Here is a 22,233-nt window from a genome sequence, read left to right as displayed (position 1 = left end):
CACCGGCCAAGCGCCCGCGCCCGCCACACCCGCACGTGGCCGGAGGCACCGGCCGAGCGCCCGCGCCCGCCACACCCGCCCGAGGCCGGAGCCGCAGTCCGCCCACCCGCCCCGGGCGCCCCGGGCGCCAGGGCGGAGCGGTTCGGACCGTTTCGGGCCGGCTCGGCCAAACCGCCCATCCCCCCGCTGCCGGGCGGGGCAAGGGCAAGGAAATCGCCGCCACCACCCCCTCGGAACGCCGCAGGAAGGCAAACGCGTTCCCCCAAGCCGCCCGCCGAACACCACGGGGCGAGGGTGGCAAAGTCCCCGCAAGCCTCGCCTCCGAACCCGGCGGGGCGAAGGCGGGAACGATCCCGCGGCGCCCAGCAGGCACGTCGCGGCGCGAAGCCGGAAGGCTCCCTGCAAGCCTCCCCGCCGACCGCAGCAGGGCGGAGGCAGAAAGCCTCCCGCAAACCGCTCCTCGGAACGCGGCGGTGTGCTGGCGGAACCGATCCCGCGAACCTCCCCTCCGAACGCTGCGGGTGCGGCCTGAAAGGTTCCTCCGAACCTCCCCCCGGAACGCGGTAGGTCGGAGGCGAGAAGGTTCCCGAGAACCTCCCGTCGGAACACTGCGGGCACGGGCCGGACGGCTCCCGCGAACCTCTCTTGGGAACGCGACGGGGCGCGCGCGGAATGGTTCCCGCAAACCTCCCGTCGGAACGCTGCAGACGCGTGCCGGACGGTTCCTGCGAACCTCTCTTCGGAACGCGACGGGGCGCGTGCGGAACGGTTCCCGCAGACCTCCCCTCCGAACGCAGCAGGAGGGAGGCAGGAAGGTTCCCGCGAACCTCCCCTCGGAACCCGGCAGGTGCGGGCAGGAAGGTTCCTGCGAACCTTCCCTCGGAACGCCGCGGGATCGGGGAAGAATGTTCCCGCGAACCTCCCATTGGAATGCTGAGAGGTGCGGGCGGGAAGGTTCCGTCGAACCTCCTGCCGGAACGCGGCGGGGTGGGGGGAGGAATGTTCCCGCGAACCTCCTTCCGGAACGCTGCGGGGCGGGGGAAGAATGTTCCTGTGAAACTCCCGTCGGAACGCCGTGGGCGATGGTGGGAAGGTTCCCGCGAACCTCCTTCCGGAACGCGGCGAGGCGGGGGAGGAATATTCCTGTGAACCTCTCGTCGGAACGCCGTGGGCGAGGGCGGGAAGGGTTCTGCGAACCTCCTGTCGGGACGCGGCGGGGTGGGAGGAAGAACCTTTCCAAGAACCTCTCCCCGGAACGCCGCGGGACGGGGCGGGTGGGGTCTTGAGAACCTCCAGTCGGGACAAGGCCGGACGGGGGCAAAGGGGCGCGCCCACCCACCTGCCGCCGGACCGCGGCGGGAGATGGGGCCGGGAAGCGTCCCGTGAACCCTTCGGCCGGACAGCGCCATTCGGGACTCTCCCGGCCCGCCGGAGCGGAGCGGGGGAACGGGGGTCGGCGCGCGCATCCGGCTAGCGGTCGTGCCGCGCAGCCCCGTCGCACCCGCCCATCAACCGGCCCCATCATGCCGGCCCGTCGGCCAGCCCCGTCTTGCCAGTCCGTCGGCCGGCCCCGTCGTGCCGGTCCGTCGGCCGGCCCCATCGTGCCGGTCCGTCGGCCGGCCCCATCGTGCCGGTCCGTCGGCCGGCCCCGTCGCACCCGCCCATCAACCGGCCCCATCATTCCGGCCCGCCGCGCAGCCCCGTCATGCCGGTCCGTCGGCTAGCCCCATCGTGCCAGTCCGTCGGCCGGCCCCGTCGTGCCGGTCCGTCGGCTGGCCCCATCGTGACGGCCCGCCACGCAGCCCCGTCGTGCCGGCCCGCTGCGCGGTTCTCAGGCCACCCGGTCGCCGGGCTCGCGGCCGGCGAAGACGGCATCGACGTTGTCGAGCGCCCGGAAGCCCATCGCGTCGCGCGTCTCGGTGGTGGCCGAGCCGATATGCGGCAGCAGGAAGACGTTCTCCAGCGCCGCGATCTCGGGGTTGCCGCCGGGCTCGGTGCGGAACACGTCGAGCCCCGCGGCGAACAGCTTGCCGGAGCGCAGCGCCGCCACCAGCGCCGCCTCGTCGACCAGCGCGCCGCGGGCGGTGTTGACCAGGATCGCGCCGTCGGGCATCCGCGCGAAGGCGGCAGCGTTCATCACCCCGGTGTTCTCGGGCGTCGCCGGGCAGTGCAGCGAGAGCACGTCGGAGACCGCCAGCAGCCCCTCCAGCGTGTCGTGATAGACCGCGCCCTTCTCGGCCGCAGGCTCGAGCCGGCGGCGGTTGTGGTAGTGGATCTCCATGCCGAAGCCGCGGCCGCGATCGGCCATCGCGCGGCCCACCCGGCCCATGCCGAGGATGCCGAGCCGCTTGCCGGTGACCTGCCGGCCGACCATGAAGGCGGGCGACCAGAAGTCCCACCGCCCCTCGCGCACCATGCGGTCGCCCTCGGAGCCGCGCCGCGCCGCGCCCAGCATGCAGAGCATGGCGATCTCGGCGGTGGCGTCGGAGAGCACGTCCGGCGTGTTGGTGACGATCACGCCGCGCGCCTTCGCGGCCGCCAGATCGACGTGATCGACCCCGACGGAGTGGTTGGCGATCACCTTCAGCCGGTCCGGCAGGGCGGCGATCACCGCGGCGTCGAAGATCTCGGAATGGCAGGGGATCACCGCGTCGACCTCCTGGCAGGCGGCGATCAGCTCGTCGCGGGTGAACACCCGGTCGGCCATGTTGAGCACCGCCTCGTAGTCGCGCTCGACGCGGGCATGGACGGCATCGGTGAGCCGGCGGGTGACCAGAACGCGGGTCATTGGCCGCCCTCCCCGCTGTCGCCGCCGGCGCCGTCGCCGTCCGCGGCGCCCTCCGCGGTGCCGTTGCGATGCTGGAACCACTCGCGGGCGAAGTCGAAGGCGGCCATCGCCACCACCACCGAGATGCAGATGATGAGATCCGGCTCGGGCACGTGCCAGGCCATGATCGCGACGAAGAAGGCGAGCGCGCCGATCGCCAGCGCGCCGGGCATGCAGATCGCCAGCACGATCACGGCGACCGCGCCGAGACCGAGCAGGACGGGGATGGGGATCGCGGCGAGCATGGGTCAGGTCTCCTCTCGGCGGTCGGTGTCGGTGCGGGTGCCGGGGGTACTGGGGGTGCCAGGGGTGCCCGGGACGTCGTCCGGCAGGCTGTCGGACAGGCTCCCGGCGATCCAGCGCGCGGTGCGCAGGAGCCGGGCATCGTCGCGCCAGGCGCCGACCAGCTGGACGCCCACCGGCAGGCCGTTCGGCCCGGTGAGCAGCGGCAGGGTCACGGCGGGCAGCCCGGTCAGCGTCCAGAGCGAGCAGAAGGCCGGGCTGCCGGTGCTGTCGGCGGGCGGCGCCTCGCCGGCGGTGGCGGGGGTGATGATCGCGTCGTAGCGCGCGAAGATCTCGCCGAGCCCGGCGCGCATCGCGGCCTGCGCGGCGCGGGCGCGCAGATAGTCGGCCGCGGAGATCCGCCGGCCCTCCTCGATCAGCGCCCGGTTGGGGGCGCCGAGGCCCTCCGGGTCGCGGTCGAGGTAATGGCCGAGATCGCGGGCGCCCTCGGCCGCCATGATCGCGCGGATATGGCCCAGCGTCTCGTCGAAGACGGCGGCCAGCGGCACCGGATCGACGATCGCATCGAGCGCCGCGGCGAGCTGCTCGAAGCCATCGCGGGTGGCCGGCTCGGCCTCGGCATCCCAGGCCGGCCCCGGCACGAAGGCGAAGGCGGGGCGCGCCGGCGCGGCGCTAGCGGCCACCGCGGCGAGCGGGCTGGCGGCGGCATGGGCGTCCGGGTCGGCGCCGTCGGCCCCGGCCAGCAGCTCGACCAGCGAGAGATCCTCGAGCGCGCGCGACATCAGGCCGAGATGGTCGAGCGAGGGCGCGTTCGGCATCACCCCGGTGCGCGGGATCGTGCCGAAGCTCGGCTTGAAGCCGAAGATGCCGCAGAAGCTGGCCGGGCGGATCACCGAGCCGTTGGTCTGCGAGCCGACCGCGAGCGGCACCATCCCGGCCGCCACCGCCGCCGCCGAGCCGGCGGAGGAGCCCCCCGGCGTGCGCGCCGGGTCGTGCGGGTTGCGGGTGACCGAGGGCGGGTAGCCGGCAAGCTCGGTGGTCACGGTCTTGCCGAGGATGATCGCGCCGGCATTGCGCAGGCGCCGGACGATCTCGGCATCCCGGCCGGCGGTGCGCCCCGCCTCGGAGGCGACGCCGCGCTCGCAGGGCAGGCCGGCGACGTCGATGTTGTCCTTGATGCCCACCGGCACGCCGTGCAGCGGGCCGGTCGGCCGCCCGCTCTGCCGGTGCGCGTCGAGCGCCGCGGCCTGCGCCAGCGCGCCCCGCCGGTCCACATGCACCCAGGCGCGGACCCGGTCCTCCACCGCGTCGATCCGCGCCAGGCAGTGCTCCACCAGCGCCGTCGCGGTGAGCCGGCCCTCGGCGATCGCCCGCGCCGCCTCGCGCGCCGTGGGCACCGCGGTTTCCCCGATCTGCACGGGCCTAGCGGCCATAGACCTGCTCCGGCAGCCAGAAGGCGATCTGCGGGAAGCTGTAGAGCAGCACCATCGAGAGCAGGATCATCCCGAGATAGGGGAACACGCCCTTGAAGATCTGCGTCAGCTCGACCCCGCGTGGTGCCACCCCCTTCAGGTAGTAGGCCGCCATCGCCATTGGTGGTGTCAGGAACGATGTCTGCAGGTTGAGCGCGATCAGGATGCCGAAGAACAGCGGGTCGATCCCGAAATGCGGCAGCAGCGGCAGGAAGATCGGCACGAAGATGATGATGATCTCCGACCATTCCAGCGGCCAGCCCAGCAGGAAGATGATGAGCTGCGCCATGATCAGGAACATGATCGGCGAGAGGTTCATGCCGAGCACGAACTCCTCGATCAGGTTCTCGCCGCCGAGATAGGAGAACACCGAGGAGAAGGTCCAGGAGCCGACGAACATCCAGCAGACCATCGCCGAGGTGCGCACCGTGAGATAGACGCTCTCGCGCAGCCGGTCCCAGGTCAGCGAGCGATAGGCCACCGCCAGCAGCAGCCCGCCGAGCGCGCCGATCGAGGCCGCCTCCGACGGCGTCGCGAGGCCGAACAGGATCGCGCCGAGCACCGAGAGGATCAGGAAGGCCAGCGGGAAGAACGAGGTCGCCAGCATGTAGATCACCTGCCCGGTGCCGAGCGGCTGCTCGCCCTCGACCACCGGCGGCTTCGGTGCCAGCGCGGGGTTCAGCCAGGCCCGCCCGACGACATAGATCATGTAGAGCCCGGCCAGCAGGAAGCCCGGGAACAGCGCGCCGGCATAGAGCTTGACGATCGAGACGTTGGAGGTCGCGGCATAGACAATCAGCATGATCGAGGGCGGGATCAGGATGCCGAGGCAGCCGCCCGCGCAGATCACGCCGGCGGCGAAGGAGACGTCGTAGCGCGCCTTCAGCATCGAGGGCAGCGCCAGCATCCCCATCAGGGTCACCACCGCGCCGATGATGCCGGTGGCGGTCGCGAACATCGCGCAGGTCGCCAGCGCCGCCACCGCCATCGCCCCCGGCAGGTTCTTCGCGGTGATGTACAGCGTCTCGAACAGGCGGGTCACGATGTTGGCCCGCTCCACCACGTATCCCATGAAGAGGAACAGCGGGATCGCCGTCAGCACGTCGTTCGTCATCACCGAATAGGTCTGGTTGACGAACAGGTTGAATATGTTGTTGTTGAGGAACCCTCCCAACCATTCCCCTGCCAGTTCCAGTGATCCCGCGTCGCCGGATTCCACCGCGCGTTCATAGGCGCGCCATTGCCGGTCCGGGTTGAAATAGGCGTAGTAGCCGAAGATCACCGCCATCCCCATCAGGGTGAAGGCGACCGGAAAGCCGAAGAAGATGCAGAGGATGAAGATCGCCAGCATCGCGATCGCGATCTGCGGGTCGGTCATCGGCGGGCCTCCCGGGCACTGGCCGCTTCGGCGGCCGCCTTCTCTTCCTGTGCCCGGTTCAGCAGGATCTGCTCGAGCTCCTCGACATCGTCCTCGGCCTCATCCCACTGCCCGGTGCGGATGCATTGCAGGCAGCGCAGCACCTGCGCGATGCCCTGCAGCAGCAGCAGCACGCCGGCCACGACGATGATCGTCTTGAGGTGATAGACCGGCATCCCGGCCGGCGAGTTGATGCTGACCTCGCCATAGCCGATCGAGCGCGAGGCGTATTTCCAGCCGGCGAAGATCAGCGCCAGCACCCCCGGGAAGAAGAACACGAAATACAGGATCATCTCGACCCGCGCCTGGGTGCGCGGCTTCCACAGCCGATACAGGAAATCGCCGCGGACATGGCCGTTGCGCGCCAGCGTGTAGGCGCCGCCGATCATGAACAGCGCGCCATACATGCTGTAGCTCAGGTCGAAGGCCCAGGAGGTCGGCGCGTTGAGCACGTAGCGCACGAACACCTCATAGGCGGTGCCGAAGGTCATGATGAGGATGCACCAGGCGAATGCCTTTCCGAACCAGGCGGTGAGCCGGTCGATCATCGTTATGGCTGTGGCCATGTCCCGTCCCGAGTTGAACCATGCGTGCCGGGGCGGAGGGTCTCCCCCCCACCCCGTGTTCCGGTGTCAGGCCCTTGCGGGCGTCGGTTGCTGCTGGGTCAGAACGGCAGCTTGCCCGGGAAGTAGTGGTCGTAGGCCAGCTTGTAGTCCGCCGAGTTCATCAGGTCGTAGAACGCCACGCGCTCCGACCAGGCCTTCTGGCTGTCGACGATCTTGGCGAAGAACTCGTCCTGCAGCAGGCCCTCGAGCACCTTGTCCCAGGCCTCGAGCTGGGCCGCCATGATGGTGCTGTCGGTGCGGTGCACCTTGGTGCCGCTGGCGATCAGGTCCTGCAGGTCGGCGGAGTACTTGTCCATCGCCAGGCCGTAGTTGGCGGTGGAGGCGGCCTCGGCGGCGTATTTCAGGATCGCCTGCTCGTCCGGCGAGAGGTCCTCGTAGACATCGCGGTTCCAGATGATCTCGAAGAACTCCGCGGCCTGGTGGTAGGAGCCCATGTGGTAGTCGCTGGCCACGTCCTGCGCGCCGAACTCCTTGTCCGAGGTCGGGTTGTTGAACTCGAAGGCCTCGATCACGCCGCGCTCCAGCGCCGGCACGATCTCGCCGCCCGGCAGCTGGGTGACGTTGACGCCCATCGACTGCATGATGTCGGCGGCGAGGCCCACGGTGCGGTATTTCAGGCCCTTCATGTCGTCGACCGACTGGACATGGCGGTTGAACCAGCCGAGCGGCTGCGCCGGCATCGGCATCGCCCAGAAGCCCACGGTGTTGATGCCGAGCACGTCGTTGATCAGCTCGTCATAGAGCTCCTGGCCGCCGCCGAAATGGATCCAGGCGAGGATCTGCGAGGCGTTGGCGCCGAACACCGGGCCGGTGCCGAACAGCGAGGCGGCCTTGTGCTTGCCATACCAGTAGGCGGTGACCTGGTGGCCGCCGTCGAGCACGCCGTCGGAGACCGCGTCCTGCACCTGGAAGGCCTTCACCACCGCACCGGCGGGCAGATACTCGACGGTGAGCGAACCGCCCGACATCTCGTTGACGCGGGTGACATACTGCTCGGCCATCGCCGAGAAGATGGCCGAGGGCCCCCAGGCCCCCTGCATCTTGAGGGTGCGCCCCTGCGCGCGGGCGACATGCGGGGTCGCCAGCGCCGCACCGGCGACGAGGCTGCCCTTCAGGAAATTGCGGCGAGCTTGTGTATCGGTCATGACGACGTTGTCCTCTCTGTCAGTATTCGGTGCCCCATTGCCCTGCTGATCGACTTGAAAGCGCGGCAGCGGGTCGCGGCCCTTATTTGTTCTTGACGGGCCAGCGGCCGATCGAAGCCCGTCTGTTTTTCATTCTGGATCACGATTCGGCCTCTGCCAAGCCCGGGCGGGCCGCCCGATCGGAGCCTGACAGCCACAGGTATGCCAGAAGCCAGCACTGGCGAGAAAGATGTTTTTTGCATGGTATACCGAATTTTACGGACACTTGACGTCCGGGTCCGGCCCGCATTCGGCAAGATTGCTGCGCCTGCCCCTTCGTCGCCCCGGCCCTTTCCGGCAATGCTCGGCGCCTCGCCCACCCGGCGCGGACCGGGCGCATACCGGGCGCGGACCCGCGGCGCGGGGCGCGCGGTTTGCCATTTTCCGGCTATCTGGTATGGTAGAGCCTCCAGAACCTCAGGTGTGCGATGTCCCGACGACTTTCCGCTATCGACACGGTCCGGCGAACCGCGGCGGACGATATCTTCGAGCGCCTGCGCGCCGAGATCGTCTCCATGCGGCTGACCCCCGGCACCAAGCTCTCGGAGGCCGATATCGCCCGGCGCTTCGAGGTCTCGCGCCAGCCGGTCCGCGAGGCCTTCATCCGGCTGAGCAACAGCAATCTCGTGGCGATCCGGCCGCAGCGGGCGACCGTGGTGCGCCGGATCTCGAAAACCGAGGTGCTGGAGACCCGCTTCATCCGCACCGCCCTCGAGGTCGAGCTGGTCCGGCTCGCCTGCGACCGCGGCATCAGGGGCCGCGAGGCCGGCTTCGAGGCGAGCCTGGCGATGCAGCGCAGCGCCGTGGAGGCCCGCGACACCGACCGCTTCAACGCGCTGGACTACGACTTCCACCGGCTGATCTGCGAGGCCGCGGGGCGCGCCTTCGCGTTTCGCCGGATCGCGGAGAACAAGGTCTATGTCGACCGGCTCTGCATGCTCTCGCTGGCCGACAAGGCGGGGCTCGACGAGATCCTCGAGGATCACGAGACGATCTATGCCCGGCTCCGCGGCGGCGACAGCGCGGGCGCCATCGCCGCCATGCGCCTGCACCTGACCCGCCTCGACGCCACCGTGGCCGAGGCGCAGGCGGCCTATCCCGACTATTTCGAGGACTGAGCGGGCGGCGACCGAGCGGGCGGCAGGGGGGCGCCGGCGGCGCCCCTCCCCCCTCAGATGTCGATCAGCCCCGGCAGCGTCATCGAGATCGCCGGCACGAAGGTGACCGCCAGCAGCGCCGCCAGGATCGCCAGGTAGAACGGCCAGATCGAGCGCAGCGCCTGCTCGATCGGCACCCCGCCCACCGCGCAGCCGACGAAGAGGCAGGCGCCCACCGGCGGCGTGCAGAGCCCGAGCCCGAGATTCATCAGCATCATGATGCCGAACTGCACCGGGTCCATGCCGAGATCGCGCGCGATCGGCAGGAAGATCGGCGTGCAGATCAGGATCAGCGCCGCCATGTCCATGATCATCCCGAGCATCAGCAGGATCAGGTTGATCATCAGCAGGATCACGATCGGGTTCGACGAGATCGAGGTGAGGAAGCCCGACAGCAGCCCCGGCACCTGATAGAGCGCCAGCAGGTAGCCGAAGGCCCCGGCCGAGCCGATCAGGATCATCACCATCGCCGTGGTGCGCACCGAGTTGGCGACCGCGAGGCGGAACTGCGCCCAGCTCAGCGAGCGGTAGGCGAGCCCGGTCAGCACCAGCGCATAGATCGCCCCGATGGCGCCGGATTCGGTCACCGTGAAGACGCCGGAGAGCACGCCGCCGACGATGATGACCGCGGTGAACAGCCCCGGGATCGCCGCCGCCGCGGAGGCCGCCACCGCGCCCCAGCCGGGAAAGGCCTCGGCCGGATACCGGTGCCGGATCGCCACCACATAGGCCGCGATCGCCAGGCAGATGCACATCAGCATCCCCGGCACCACGCCGGCGAGGAACAGCTTGGAGATCGAGATCCCGCCGCCCGCCGCCACCGCGAAGATGATCATGTTGTGGCTCGGCGGGATCACCACCCCGGCGATCGAGGAGGTGACGGTGACATTGACCGCATAGTCGCCGCGATAGCCCTTCTCCTTCATCACCGGGATCAGGATCGAGCCGAGCGCCGAGATGTCTGCCACCGCCGAGCCGGAGATGCCGCCGAACAGCATGCTGGAGAAGATGTTGACCGAGGCCAGCCCGCCGCGGACATGGCCGACCAGCGCCGAGGCGAAGCGCACCAGCCGGATCGCCAGCCCGCCATGCAGCATGATCTCGCCGGCGAAGATGAAGAACGGGATCGCCAGCAGCGAGAAGATCGAGATGCCCGAGATGATCCGCTGGAACGGGATCAGCAGCGGGAAGCCCTCGTAGAAGAACACCACCGTGGCCGAGATCGCCATGGCGAAGGCGACGGGGATGCCGATGACGATGCCGGCCGCGAAGAGGCCGAGAAGCAGCGCGAGTCCCATGGTCACTCCCCCTCCCCGACGGGCGCGGCGGCGCGCGCCGGCGCGATCCAGTAGCGGTGGATGCGGGTGCCGGCCCGGGCCGCGGCGAAGACCGCGATCAGCCCGCCGGCCACCGCCGCGGCGAAGGTGCGGATGCCCTCCGGCACGTTCAGCATCGGGATCTTGGTGCTCCAGCCGAAGGCGACGAGATCGGCCGAGGCGCTCAGCATCACCACCCCGAACACCGCGAGCGCGGCATCGGCCAGCACGCGCAGCGCCCGGCGCAGCCCCCGCGGCATCGACTCGCGCAGGAAGGTGACGCCGAGATGGGTGTCGTCGCGCACCCCGGCGGCGGCGCCGAGGAAGGTGATGTAGCAGACCAGCACCAGGGCGAGCTGCTCGACCCAGGTCGGCGTCGCGTTCAGCACGTAGCGGCCGAAGACCAGCCAGCCGAAGATCGCGATCAGCAGGACGAGGGCGAGGCTGCCGAGCAGCGAGCAGAGATCGCGCAGGCGGCCGAGCAGCCGGTCGGCGAGCCGGACCGCGCGCGCGGGCAGAGAGGGGGATGACGTCATCTGGAGACCCTTGAAGGGCGGCGCGGGCGGTGCGGGCAGGCCCGAAGGCCCGCCCCCTGCCGGCCCGCGCCGGGGCGGATCACTCCGCGTTGCGGAACAGGGTCACGAGATCCGTCATCTCGGGATGCGCGGCGAGGAACTGGTCGTAGACCGGCTCCATGGCGGCCTGGAACGGGGCCTTGTCGGCGACCTCGTTGACCTTCACGCCGGCGGCGAGCACGGTCTCCATGCTGGCCTTCTCGCGCGCCTGCCAGAGCTCGCGCTGATAGTCGGCGCTGGCCCGGCCGGCCGCCTTCACGATGGCCTGATCCTCCGGCGAGAGCCGGTCCCAGGTGATCTTGCTCATGCAGAGGCACTCGGGGATGATCAGGTGCTGCGAGATCGAGTAGAACTGTGCGACCTCGTAGTGCCCGGTGGACTCGTAGGAGGGCGGGTTGTTCTCCGCGCCGTCCACCACGCCGGTCTTGAGCGACTGGTAGACCTCGGCGAAGGCCATCGGGGTGGCGTTGCCGCCCATCGATTCGATCATGCCGACGAAGAGGTCGTTGTTCATCACGCGGACCTTCATGCCGGCCACGTCGGCGGGCGTGTTGATCGGCTTGACCGAGTTGTAGAACGAGCGCGCGCCGGCATCGTACCAGCCCAGCGCGACGATGCCCTTGGCCTCGAGCCCCTTGCCGAGCGCCTCGCCGCCGGCGCCGTCCATCACCCGGTACATCTGCTCGATGCTCTTGAAGATGAAGGGCAGCGAGACGACGTTGGTCTCCGGCACCACCTGGCCCATCGGGCCGAGGCTGAACACGCCGAAATCGATCGCGCCGAGGCGGACCTGCTCGATCGCGTCGGGCTGCGAGCCCAGCACGCCGCCATGGAACACCTTGCCGGTGATGCGGCCGTCGGTCTTCTCCGCGACATCCTCGAGGAACCGCTCCATGCCATGGGAGACCGGGTAGTCCTCCACATGGATGTTCCAGCCGCGCAGTTCGACGGCCCCCGCCTCGAGGCTGAGGCCGAGCAGCAGCGCCGCGGCGCCGCCTGCGATGACCGATCCGGATAGTTTCATTCGTGCAACTCCCATTTCCTGGACTGCCCGCTCTGGCGCCTGGCGCTGCGGGTTCTTTCCTCCGCCGTCCGGAACGCGCTTCCTTGACAGCGACGTGGATACTACCATACCAGTTTGGAATGGCAAGGCGGTCCGTGCGGGCCGCGTCAAGACCGTACAGGGAGAGACGCAATGGAGCTCGAAGGGAAGACCGCGATCGTCACGGGAGGCGGACGCGACATCGGCCGGGCCTGCGTGCTGGAGCTCGCGCGGCGCGGCGCCAGGGTCGCGATCAACTATCACAGCAGCGATGCCGGGGCGGTCTCGGCGGTGGAGGAGATCACCGCCGCCGGCGGCGCCGCCTTCGCCAAGCAGGGCGACATGACCGCCGCCGCGGACGTGGCCGCGCTGGTCGGCGCGGCGCGCGAGCAGTTCGGCGGCGGCGTCGACATCCTCGTCCATGTCACCGGCGGGCTGGTGGCGCGCAAGACCGTGGCCGAGATGGACGAGGCGCACTGGCACAGGGTGATGGACCTCAACGCCACCTCCTACTACCTCGCGGTGAACGCCGTGCTGCCGCATATGGGCCCCGGCGGCGCGATCGTGGCGCTGGCCAGCCAGGCCGGGCGCGACGGCGGCGGGCCGGGCGCGGTGGCCTATGCCGCCTCGAAGGGCGCGGTGATGACGATGACCCGCGGGCTCGCCAAGGAGCTCGGCCCGGATATCCGCGTCAACGCGCTCTGCCCCGGCATGATCGACACCGATTTCCACAACACCTTCACCAAGCCCGAGGTGCGCGAGAAGGTCGCCGGCGCGACGCCGCTGAAGCGCGAGGGCACCTCGGAGGACTGCGCCCGGCTGGTCGCCTTCCTGGCCGGCGACGGCGCCGCCTTCATGACCGGCACCTGCATCGACATCAACGGCGGGATGCTGTTCTCCTGACACCCCCCGCAGCGCCCGGCCGCCGGCCGGGCGTGGCAGCCCCGCCCTGCACCGCGGTGCAGGGCGGACCCCGATCCGCCGCCGCAGGACGGAACCGGAGACATCCCCCTTGCCGGAACCGGATGGGCCGTTGCAGGGCGGAACCGGACGCATCGCCCCTTGCCGGGACCGGATGGGCCGCCGCAGGGCGGAACCGGAGGCATCCCCCTTGCCGAAACCGGATGCGCCGCTGCAGGGCGGAACCGGAGGCATCCCCCGCCAGAGCCGAACGCGCCGCCGCAGCGCGGAACCGGAGGCATCCCCCGCCAGAGCCGAATGCGCCGCCGCAGCGCGGAACCGGAGGCATCCCCCTTGCCGAAACCGGATGGGCTGCCAAAGCGCGGAACCGGAAGCATCGCCCCTTGCCGGGAACGGATGCGCCGCCGCAGGGCGGAACCGGAGGTATCGCCTTAGCCGGAACCGGATGGGCTGCCACGGCGCGGAACCGGAAGTCCCCCTTGCCGGGACCGGATGGGCCGCCGCTCGGCGGCCGGGAGCGCCTGACGTCCGGGCGGGCAGGTGTCGGTGGCGGCGGGGCGCCGCGCGTGCCGGCCTAGTCGCCGCCCGCGGCGAGCGCCTCGACGGCGCGGCGCCAGTCCGCCTCGGGGATCGACAGGTCCTCGGCCTCCTCGCGGGAGAGCTCGCCGATGCGGCGCATGTAGAGGTTGTTCCAGGTCTGCGCCTCGGGGATATGCGCGAGGTCGAGGCCGACCTCGTTGTTGCGGTCGATCCGGTACTCGAAATGGGTGAAGGGCGCGTTGGCGAAGGGCGGCGTGCGCTTCAGCGCCTCGGCGCGCTCGAGGATTGCGAGGACCGAGTCGCTCGGCAGCTCCGCGTCCATCTCGCCGAACGAGGTCTCGTTGCCCGCCGCATCCACCCAGCCCGGCATGCCCTGGGCGAAGCCGGGATAGATCCGGCCGCGGAAGACCATCGCCTCGGCCTCCGGCGGCGCGAGATCGACGAGGATCTGGCCGATCTCGCGCAGCAGCTCGCGATCGTCGGGGATGGCGGTCTCGTCGCTCATGCCTGCTTCCCGTCTCCGGTGTTGTAGAGGAAGATCTCCGTGACCTCGGGCTTGCCGTAGACGAACTCGCCGTTCTGGTCGCGCAGGAACCTGCCGTCCGGCCCCTTCTTGCGCCGGGCGATCGTGGTCCGGACCTTGAAGCGCTTCGGCGTCTGCCGGCGGGCCTCGTTGCCCGAGCCGTGGTAGACGACCTGGATGTCGATCTCCACCCTGTTGCCGGCATGGTGCTCGGCATACCACTGCTTCTCGAGCCCCCGCCATGCGCCGTTCTGGTTCAGCTCGCGCTGCATCGGCACGATGTTGAGCTTGCCCGGCGCGCCGCCGAGCTCGCGCGGGATCAGGTGCCCGCCGTCGAAGTTCTCGGTCGGATCGCCCTCGACGCCGACATGGCCCACCTCCTCGGTGATGGCGCTGTCGCGGTCCCATTTCACCGCCTTCTGCGCCGGCGGCGTCGGGAAGCTCATCTGCACGCGCTTGGTCCGGCCCTGGCCGTCGGTCTCGTAGACCGAGCCGTCCTCGTATTCGTAGCGCGTGTCCGGCTCGGGATTGTTGGCGTACCAGTTGCGCTCCTGGCGCTCGCCGCGGGGGGCGCCCTCGTCGCGCCAGCCGCGGTTGAGCAGATAGGTGAACTTCCTGGTCTTGGGGTCGATCCTCAGCCCCGGCACGTCGGGATGGATCGGCACCGGCTGCAGGCCCCTGGCGGTGATCGACCACTTGTACTCCGGCTTGCCGCTGCCATAGGGCTGGGGCAGCGGCGGATAGCCCTTCTGCTTGGCGATGTCGGCGGCATCGCCGGGCGACGCGACATAGCCCTTCGGCATCAGCTGGTCGAACTGCCTCAGCCGTTCCTGCTCCATGCGCAGCGCATAGGCGAGCTCGGCCAGCCGCTTGCGGATCTGCGCCTGCTCGGGCTCGGGCAGGTCGGGATCGGCGAGGCGCCTCGCGATCTGGAAGGATTCGTCCCGGATCTTGCGGCATTCCTGTGCCGCCTCCCAGGCCACCGGCGCGGTCTTCGGGTCGGGCGCATGCTCGGGATCGCCGTATTTCGTCCCCTTCAGGAAGGCGCGGAACCGCCCCTCGAGCCCGACCGACATCTCCATGTTGGCCGCCGCCCGGCCGTGCAGCTCGAGCATGAAGCGGCTCGGCGGGCTCGCCGCGTTGTAGACGATCTCGAAAGTCTTCGGATTGTCCGGCGGGTCGTGGCGCACCGCCACGCCGCCCTCGGGAATGCCGTCCTTTGGCAGCGCCTTGCGCAGGTTGTAGGGGCTGCCATGCTCGAGGATGTTGCGGGTGCGGGTGAAGCTGTAGTCGTCGAGCACGAACTCGCCCTTCACCTTCTTCGCGGTCATGCCGGCGGCGCCCATCGCGGCCTGCATGCCGAGCTGCATCATCGCCTGGTTCTTCTGCTCCGGGGTGAGCCTGTGCCAGGTCTTGCGCAGCTGCAGGATCTGGTCGGCGTTCTGCACGCCGCCGAGCACGTTGCCGGCGACCTGCAGCCCGGCGATCACGGTGGAGGCGCCGCGGCCCATCTGCATGCCCTTCGCGGCGAGGCTCGCCGCGCGCATGCTGCCGCCGATGCCGGCGATGGAGAGCGGGCCGGAGGCGAGGTCGTACATCAGCGCGCGGTTCTCCGGGTCGCTCATGTCGGTGATGTCGAAGCCATGCTCGCTGCGGTCGGCCGCCTTCTCGGCGGCGCGCGCGGTGGTGTAGCCGGCGACCGCGGCGGCCACCGCGGGGGTCGCGACCCCGCCGGTGCCGGCGATCGCCGCGACCCCGGCGGCGATGCCGGCGGCCACGGCCACATCGTCCATGATCTCGGTGACCTTGCTGCCGGGGGTGCCGGCCGGCGTCGTCGCGGTGATCAGCCGGCCGCCGAGCTCGAGCTCCGCGGGATAGGTCATCTGGCCGGCCGGCAGCTTGTTGTTCGCCGTCCAGTCCGCCACGTTCTTGTAGGTGCGGCCCCCCGCATCGACGAAATAGGTGAAGGTGCCGCTGTTCATCCGCAGCACCTTGAACACCGCCGCGCCGAACGCGTTGCTGGTCACCGTCACCGGGATCGGCTGCACGGTGAGATCCTGCACGCCGCCGAGCGGGTTCTCCTCCTTCCACTTCTCCTTGAGATTGGCGAAGGGCTGCTTGGTGTGGTCGAAATAGGGATAGTCGATCCCCGCCTCGAGGCGCCGCGCCCGCTCCTCCGGGGTCTCGTTCTTCGGCGTCCGGTCCGGCGTCATGCCGAGCGCCTGGCCGATCGCGTTGAGCGCCGCGCCGGAGGGCAGGTTCGGCCCGCGCCGGCCGGAGCCGCTGGCATCGACGAGGCGCACCTTCACCGGCGCCGGCGCGGTCTTCATCGCCTCCTCGATCTGCTTCCTCGCGAAGGCCTGGGAGATCGCCTTGCTCTCCCAGCCGTCCTCGAGCGTGTAGGGGTTGAGCGGCTTCGCGCCGGGCAGGCCCGGGCCCGGCGCGATCTGGCCGAGCGCCCAGTTGCGCAGCGCCGGGCTGACCTTCGGGTTGAACATCACCTCGCGGCCGCTCTCGGTGCCCATCGCCGTCTCCAGCCGGCGCTTCGTCATCCGCGCATCGCCGTCGGCGGCGCCGCTGGCGGCGTTGAGCAGCTTCGCCGTCGCCGCCGCCAGCGCCTTGCGATAGGCCGGGTCCTCGGCCTCGTCCGGGCTGGTCGCGCCATACATCGCGGTGACGAAGGCGTTCGTTGCCGCCGGGTCCATCGCGCCCGCGGCGGCCGCCTCGAGAAGGCCGTTGCGGGCCTCCTCCGACATCGGCCCGGGGCCGCGCTGCTTGAGCAGCGCCTCGTCGTTGCCGACCGCCTCCGCCACCGCCCCGACCCCGTCGGAGGGCGGCGGATAGGGCTCCGATCCGGTCGCCCGGCGGGCCAGCGCCAGGCCCTCCTCGGCACCGGGATAGCGCCCGGCATAGCCGGCCGGGTCGAGCTCGGCGGCGGCGAAATCCATCTTCGAGAGGATGTCGCGCACCCGGGCGACATGGCCGAGCTTCTCGCCCTGCAGGAACTCCCAGCGGCCGGGGTTCTGCTCCAGCATCGCATCGGCGACGATCTTCGCCATCGCGCCGTCGCCCCGTGCCGCCTCGGTCAGGGCGCGGATATCGGCCAGGCGCTCCGCGTGGAACGCGGTGTCCTCCGGCGGGATCTCGGGGTCGGGCACCCAGGAGCTGCAGGCCCGCGTCGCCAGATAGCGCTTCTCGTTCTCGCCGAGCTCGCCGAGGCCGGACCCGCCCTTCAGCGCCTCGGCCAGCGCCGCGCCGGTCAGCCGCTCGTCGCCCTCGCCGGATTTCCCGGCGATCCAGCCATCGAGCCTGGCGGCGGTGGCATCGTCGATGGCGAGGCGCTCCTTGAGCGGCACCGCCCAGAGCGCCGCATTGGCCAGCTTCCTGATCCGGCGCTCGATCACGTAGAGGTCGCCATCGTCCTGCGCGGTGGCGAGCAGGGCGATGATCTGCATCTTCTCGTCGCCGAGCGCGATCTTGGCCTCGTCGTCGGCCCTGTCGTGGATCACGATGGCGGAGAGCCGCGTCGTCAGCAGGGCGATCCGGTCCTCGAGCGTCGGCGGCTCCGCCGGTTCCGGGCCGATATCCTCGTGCGGGTCGGCCGCATCCTCGGCATCGCGCCGCGCCGCGCCGATATCGGCGGCGAAGGCGTCGATCCGGCCGAGCGCGGTGTCGAGCGCCGCGTGGTCGGTCACGCCGTCGAGCGCGGCGTTGAGCGCGGCCCGCCGGGTCTCGTAGGCGGCCTTCTCCTCCGCCAGCAGCAGGTCCGGCACCACGATCCCGTTCAGATACTGCCGCGCCTTCGCCAGCGCCGGGCCGAGCGGCTCGGGCTCAGGCTCCGGCTCCGGCGCCTCTCCGGGCGCGGCGGGCGGCGGCGCGGTCTTGCCCTCGAGCTCGTCGGCGAGCCGCTGCATGCGGTGGTGCAGGCGCTCCGCGGTCGAGCCCGGCGGCAGGTCATAGCCCCGCTCCGCCGGGTCGCGCCGGTAGGCCTCGGCGAGGATCGCGGCCAGATCGGCATGCTCGCCGCCGAGCTGCCCGGCGAAGAAGGCGGCGGCGCGCGCCTGCTCGAGAAGCCGCGCCTCGGCCTCGTGGCGCTCGTCCTCCGGCAGCGCATCGGCGACATCCGCCAGCCCGATCCAGTGATCGGCGGCCGATCTTGCCAGCGCCCGCCGCTCCTCCGGCGTCAGCGGGCCGAGCGTGCCGCCGCCCTTCAGCGCGATCACCAGCGCGTTGCCCGCCGTGCTCTGGCCGAACTGGTCCCTCGCATCCCCGTTCTCGCCGAGCCAGTCGAAGATCGCGTCGACGCGGTCGGGCTCGACGCCCTCGAACAGCTCCGCGGGCTCTGGGCCGGCCGCCGCCTCGTCCTCCGGGTCGCGCAGGAACGCCTCCAGCAGGCGCGCCAGCTGCACCGGATCGGAGACCCGGCCATGCGCCTGCAGGAACGCCTTGCGGTCCTCCTCGAACATCGACTGGGCGAGGTCGATCGCCCAGGCATAGTCGTCGAGATGATCGGCCGGGACCTGCTCGGGATCGGCGCTGCCGAACACGAACCTGCGCACCGCCGGCGTCAGGCCCTGCACCCCCTGCACCAGCGCCTTGCGGATCTGGTCGATCTCGGTCGCATCGACATCCAGCGTGATGACGTATTCCGGGGCATCCGGCGGCAGCGGCCGGTTTTCGCCGTCGATCACCAGCGCCCCCTCGCCGCGCTTGCGCGAGATGTAGTCGCTGGCCCAGTCGCTCGACCGCTGGAAATAGCGCTCGACGGCGATCCGGACCGCCATCTCGGTGGTCGCGGCCTGGGCGCGGGCGATCCGTATCGAGACTTCCGGCATCGTCGCGCTCCTTGCCGCCTAGAACCGGGGGACCGGGCTCGCCTTGATCCGGACCCGGATCAGCCCGGGCGCCGGGCCGCCGGGCATGGCGAGATCGCCCAGATCGGCGGTGTTCCCGGCCGCGAAGCCCTCGAGCGCCCTGATGATCTTCAGCGCGTCGGCGGGCTCGCGCGAGCGGACCGTCTGGCCGTATCGGACCAGCGTGGCCTTCAGCATCGTCGCCTCCTCCGGGCGCAGCTCGGGCATGATCGCCTTGAGGCGCGCATAGGCGGCGGCATAGCGGGGCTGGATCGCCACCAGCCGCTCGCGCGGCGGGCCGGGGGGCAGCTCCTCGGCCGGGTCCTCGCCCGGCGCCGGCTGCTTCGGCGCCTGCTGCTTCGGCTCCGGCGGCGGCGCCGGGCCGGGCGGCGGCGGCCCAGGCGCGCCCTGCACCGGGGCCGGATCGCCGGCCGCGGCGGCATCCGGCCCGTCGTCCGGGGCATCGAGATCCACCGCGTCGAGGGCGATGTCGTCCGGGGTGTCCTCGTCGGCGGCATCGAGCTCGGTCCCGCCCTCCAGAACCTTCACCCGGCCGAACTGGCTGAACCCGAGCTTCTTGAGCATCAGCCGGATGCGCTTGGCGAGCCCGGGGATCCGCCGTCCCTCGAGATGCAGGCAGAGCGTGCGCGCGCCGACATCCTCCTCGCCGACCTCCGCCGCCAGCTTCAGCGTGCCGGCCCGGCCGAAGGTGAACTTCTTGGCGCCGGCATGTTTTTTCAGGGGATTGGCGAGGCCGCGCGGGTCCTTCGACATGTGGAAGTTGAACCGCATCTCCTCCGGCTTGTTGGAGGGCAGCCCGATCGCGAAGCTCACCGTGCCGCGCTTGATCTTCGGCGCCCATTTCGCGAGGAACGCCTTGTGCGCCTCGGGGGTGCCGAAATCGCCGGCCGCCACCGCGTCCTCGAGCGGCTCGAGCTTGCGGCGCTGCGCGTCGATCTCGCGGGCCAGCGGCTTGCCCATCACCGCAACGGTGTTCGCCAGCTCGGCCCCGGCCTTCCTGTCCGCCGCCTTCTTCTCGAGATCCTTGGCCTCGGCGGCGACCTGCCTGCCGGCGCCCGCCAGCCCGGAGAGCGCGCCCTCGAAGGCGTCGATCTCCGCGTCCGGCCTGCCCTTGCCCAGCGCCGCATCGGCCCTGGCGAAGGCCTCGAGCGCCTTCTCGAATGCCGGTGCGGACTTCTTCAGCCCGTCCGGCGCTTCCTTCTTCCACCAGGCCTTCGAGAGCGTGATCTGGGATGCGCTTTTCAACGGCGGCTCCGATCATCAGGGGCCATCCGCCAGCATCGCCGGGCGGCCGGTGCCGCAACGGAGACAGGTCGGCCCACAGGTCGTCGCTCCCCTTCAGATTGTTTGCGAATCGCACATTCCCGTCAACAGGCGGCGGCCCGATTTCTCGGCGCCGGCCGGGCCGGCCGGGCGGCCGCACCCCGGCCGCGACCCCGGCCGCGCCGGCGCCTCAGCCCTTCAGGCCAAGGCGTCTCAGGCGCGAATAGAGGGTGCTCGGCTTCAGGCCGAGCAGCGCCGCCGCGCCGTCCGGGCCCGACACCTTCCCGCCGCAGGCCTCGAGCGCCGCCCTCATGTTCTCGATCTCGGCCGCACGGCGCGCCGCCTCGGTCTCGATCGCGGCGGGGGCCGGCGCCTTCTGCGCCGCGGCCGGGCCCGGCGCATTGCTGACATCGAAGCCGAGCCGCCCGCCCTGCGCGAGGATCACCGCGCGCTCGACGACGTTCTGCAGCTCGCGCGCGTTGCCCGGCCAGGAATAGGCGCGCAGCTGGTCGACATTGGCGTTCGAGAGCGTCGGTATCGGCACGTTGAGCCGCCGCGCCGAGAGCTTCAGGAAATGCTCGGCCAGCGGCGCGATGTCCTCGGGCCGCTCGCGCAGCGGCACCAGCCGGATCGGGAACACGTTGAGGCGGAAATAGAGATCCTCGCGGAACCGCCCGGCGGCCACCTCGCTCGACAGGTCGCGATTGGTCGCGGCGATGACGCGCACGTCGATCTGGCGGGTCTCGGCGGCGCCGACGCGCTCGAAGCTGCCCTCCTGGAGCACCCGCAGCAGCTTGCTCTGCAGCTCGACCGGGATCTCCCCCACCTCGTCGAGGAACAGCGTGCCGCCGTCGGCGAGCTCGAAACGGCCGATGCGGTCGCGCAGCGCGCCGGTGAAGGCGCCCTTCACATGGCCGAAGAACTCGCTCTCGAAGAGGTCCCGCGGCACGGCGGCGCAGTTGACCCGGATCAGCGGCCGGTCGGCGCGCGTGCTGTCCTGGTGGATCGCCTGCGCGACCAGCTCCTTGCCGGTGCCGCTCTCGCCGATGATCACGACATTGGCGTCGGTCGGCGCGACCAGCTCGATCTGGCGGACGGTCTCGGCGATCGCGGCCGAGATGCCGATGATCTCGTTGTGGTTGCGGCTCTCGCGGATCTCCTCCTGCAGATAGGCGTTCTCCATCTCGAGGCGCCGCTTGAGGCGGGCGACCTCCTCGGTGGCCTCGATCAGCCGGCGCTCGTTCTCCTTGCGGGTGGTGATGTCGCGGAAGACGATCACCGCGCCCTGCACCGTCTCGTCCTCGACGATCGGGGTCGAGGTGTATTCCACCCGCAGCGGGCGCCCGTCCTTGCGCCAGAAATACTCGTCGTCGACCCGGTTCACCTTGGCATGGCGGAAGGCGTTGTAGATCGGGCAGTCGCCGGCCGGGTAGACCGAGCCGTCGGCGTGGTGGTGGTGGATCATCTCGTGCATGCTGCGGCCGATCAGGTCCGCCGCGCTCCAGCCGAGCATCGCCTCGGCAGCGGGGTTCACGAAGGTGGTGAGCCCGTCGCGGTCGACGCCATAGATCCCGTCGCCGGCCGAGGTCAGGATCAGGTCGTTGAGCCGCGCCGCCTGGCGGGCGAGGCGCTCGAGGCGGCGCCATTCGAGCAGGCCGGCATGCACGATGCCGCCGGCCTCCTCGCGCCGGTCGCGGCGCGCCCGCTCGCCGAGATCGGCGGCGACGAAGACCAGCCGCCGGCCCGCGCCGGCATCGCTCGCCGCCGCCTCGTATTCGAGCGAGAGCACCTTGCCGTCCGGGCGGCGGGCCTCGAGCCGGCGGGTCCAGGCCGCGCCGCGATAGGCGACCTCCTCGGCAAAGACGAGAAGATCCGGCACCGAGGCCGGGTGCAGCGAGAGGAAGCTGCGCCCGGCCAGCGGCGCCGCCCCGTAGAGCCGCGCCGCGGCGGCGTTCGCGGCGAGGATCCGGTCGGATCCGGGATCGACCACGACACAGGCGGGCGCCACCGCATCGACCAGATGCGCGAACCATGCGGCCTCGTCCGCCGGATTGTGCAACTGCGTGATCGGATTGTGCGATCTCATGATTTACGAGATTGCGCAATTGCCCGGCGATGTCCAGCGATTGCCCGCGGAAATTTATTCCGTCGTCTTTCCAGTATCTTGTGCGAGGCGTGCGCGATCCGGCGCGGGCTGGCACGGTTCCTGCTCAACATGCTGCGATGCCGCATCACCGCGGTACGGAACACGAC

At 70.7% G+C, this 22,233-nt stretch carries 15 protein-coding genes; 2 read left to right on the top strand and 13 right to left on the bottom strand.

Annotated elements, in window-relative coordinates:
* Nucleotides 1-1,831: 1,831 nt before the first annotated feature.
* The 6 genes from QSJ97_RS09290 to QSJ97_RS09265 all read right to left on the bottom strand — a co-directional run bounded on the left by QSJ97_RS09290 (nt 1,832) and on the right by QSJ97_RS09265 (nt 7,730).
* Nucleotides 1,832-2,788 (bottom strand): 2-hydroxyacid dehydrogenase, encoded by a 957-nt coding sequence (locus QSJ97_RS09290; protein ID WP_285671459.1) that lies wholly within the window; start codon nt 2,786-2,788, stop codon nt 1,832-1,834.
* Nucleotides 2,785-3,072 carry a hypothetical protein gene (locus QSJ97_RS09285; RefSeq protein WP_285671458.1) on the bottom strand — a complete coding sequence of 96 codons (288 nt, stop codon included), beginning with the start codon at nt 3,070-3,072 and terminating at the stop codon, nt 2,785-2,787. Before QSJ97_RS09285 ends, QSJ97_RS09290 begins: the two co-directional genes overlap by 4 nt.
* Before the next feature lie 3 nt (nt 3,073-3,075).
* Nucleotides 3,076-4,503: an amidase gene (locus QSJ97_RS09280; protein ID WP_285671457.1), complete on the bottom strand. Its 1,428-nt coding sequence runs from the start codon at nt 4,501-4,503 to the stop codon at nt 3,076-3,078.
* Complete coding sequence (locus tag QSJ97_RS09275) at nt 4,493-5,920, bottom strand: TRAP transporter large permease (protein WP_285671455.1); 1,428 nt, start codon at nt 5,918-5,920, stop codon at nt 4,493-4,495. The genes QSJ97_RS09280 and QSJ97_RS09275 overlap by 11 nt, the downstream gene beginning before the upstream one ends.
* Entirely contained in the window at nt 5,917-6,525 is a 609-nt protein-coding gene (locus tag QSJ97_RS09270; protein ID WP_285671454.1) for a TRAP transporter small permease subunit, read from the bottom strand. The genes QSJ97_RS09275 and QSJ97_RS09270 overlap by 4 nt, the downstream gene beginning before the upstream one ends.
* 98 nt (nt 6,526-6,623) lie before the next feature.
* On the bottom strand, nt 6,624-7,730 hold the full coding sequence (locus QSJ97_RS09265) for a TRAP transporter substrate-binding protein (protein ID WP_285671453.1): 1,107 nt from the start codon (nt 7,728-7,730) through the stop codon (nt 6,624-6,626).
* A 467-nt stretch (nt 7,731-8,197) separates the two neighbouring features.
* Here QSJ97_RS09265 and QSJ97_RS09260 point away from each other — a divergent pair, with 467 nt between their 5' ends.
* Nucleotides 8,198-8,887, top strand: coding sequence for a GntR family transcriptional regulator (locus tag QSJ97_RS09260; protein WP_285671452.1), 690 nt, complete (start codon nt 8,198-8,200; stop codon nt 8,885-8,887).
* A gap of 53 nt (nt 8,888-8,940) precedes the next feature.
* Here QSJ97_RS09260 and QSJ97_RS09255 read toward each other — a convergent pair whose 3' ends face one another.
* The 3 genes from QSJ97_RS09255 to QSJ97_RS09245 form a co-directional block, all read right to left on the bottom strand.
* Nucleotides 8,941-10,224 carry a TRAP transporter large permease gene (locus QSJ97_RS09255; protein ID WP_285671528.1) on the bottom strand — a complete coding sequence of 428 codons (1,284 nt, stop codon included), beginning with the start codon at nt 10,222-10,224 and terminating at the stop codon, nt 8,941-8,943.
* Nucleotides 10,225-10,226: 2 nt separating this feature from the next.
* Entirely contained in the window at nt 10,227-10,778 is a 552-nt protein-coding gene (locus QSJ97_RS09250) for a TRAP transporter small permease (protein WP_285671451.1), read from the bottom strand.
* 79 nt (nt 10,779-10,857) lie between these two features.
* Nucleotides 10,858-11,841, bottom strand: coding sequence for a TRAP transporter substrate-binding protein (locus QSJ97_RS09245; RefSeq protein ID WP_285671450.1), 984 nt, complete (start codon nt 11,839-11,841; stop codon nt 10,858-10,860).
* 171 nt (nt 11,842-12,012) lie between these two features.
* Here QSJ97_RS09245 and QSJ97_RS09240 point away from each other — a divergent pair, with 171 nt between their 5' ends.
* Nucleotides 12,013-12,762 (top strand): SDR family NAD(P)-dependent oxidoreductase, encoded by a 750-nt coding sequence (locus QSJ97_RS09240; RefSeq protein WP_285671449.1) that lies wholly within the window; start codon nt 12,013-12,015, stop codon nt 12,760-12,762.
* A gap of 592 nt (nt 12,763-13,354) precedes the next feature.
* Here the strand turns inward: QSJ97_RS09240 and QSJ97_RS09235 are convergent.
* The 4 genes from QSJ97_RS09235 to QSJ97_RS09220 form a co-directional block, all read right to left on the bottom strand.
* Entirely contained in the window at nt 13,355-13,825 is a 471-nt protein-coding gene (locus tag QSJ97_RS09235) for a hypothetical protein (RefSeq protein WP_285671448.1), read from the bottom strand.
* Nucleotides 13,822-18,678 carry a DUF4781 domain-containing protein gene (locus QSJ97_RS09230; protein WP_285671447.1) on the bottom strand — a complete coding sequence of 1,619 codons (4,857 nt, stop codon included), beginning with the start codon at nt 18,676-18,678 and terminating at the stop codon, nt 13,822-13,824. Before QSJ97_RS09230 ends, QSJ97_RS09235 begins: the two co-directional genes overlap by 4 nt.
* An 18-nt stretch (nt 18,679-18,696) precedes the next feature.
* Nucleotides 18,697-19,962 (bottom strand): hypothetical protein, encoded by a 1,266-nt coding sequence (locus QSJ97_RS09225; RefSeq protein WP_285671446.1) that lies wholly within the window; start codon nt 19,960-19,962, stop codon nt 18,697-18,699.
* A gap of 208 nt (nt 19,963-20,170) precedes the next feature.
* Nucleotides 20,171-22,066, bottom strand: a complete 1,896-nt coding sequence (locus tag QSJ97_RS09220) for a sigma-54 interaction domain-containing protein (protein ID WP_285671445.1) — start codon at nt 22,064-22,066, stop codon at nt 20,171-20,173.
* Nucleotides 22,067-22,233 lie beyond the last annotated feature (167 nt).

The sequence above is a fragment of the Paralimibaculum aggregatum genome (assembly GCF_030270585.1).
GTDB lineage: Bacteria > Pseudomonadota > Alphaproteobacteria > Rhodobacterales > Rhodobacteraceae > Thermohalobaculum > Thermohalobaculum aggregatum.
The sequence above is the reverse complement of the archived record's forward strand: the minus strand, read 5'-3'. Positions and strand labels throughout refer to the sequence as shown.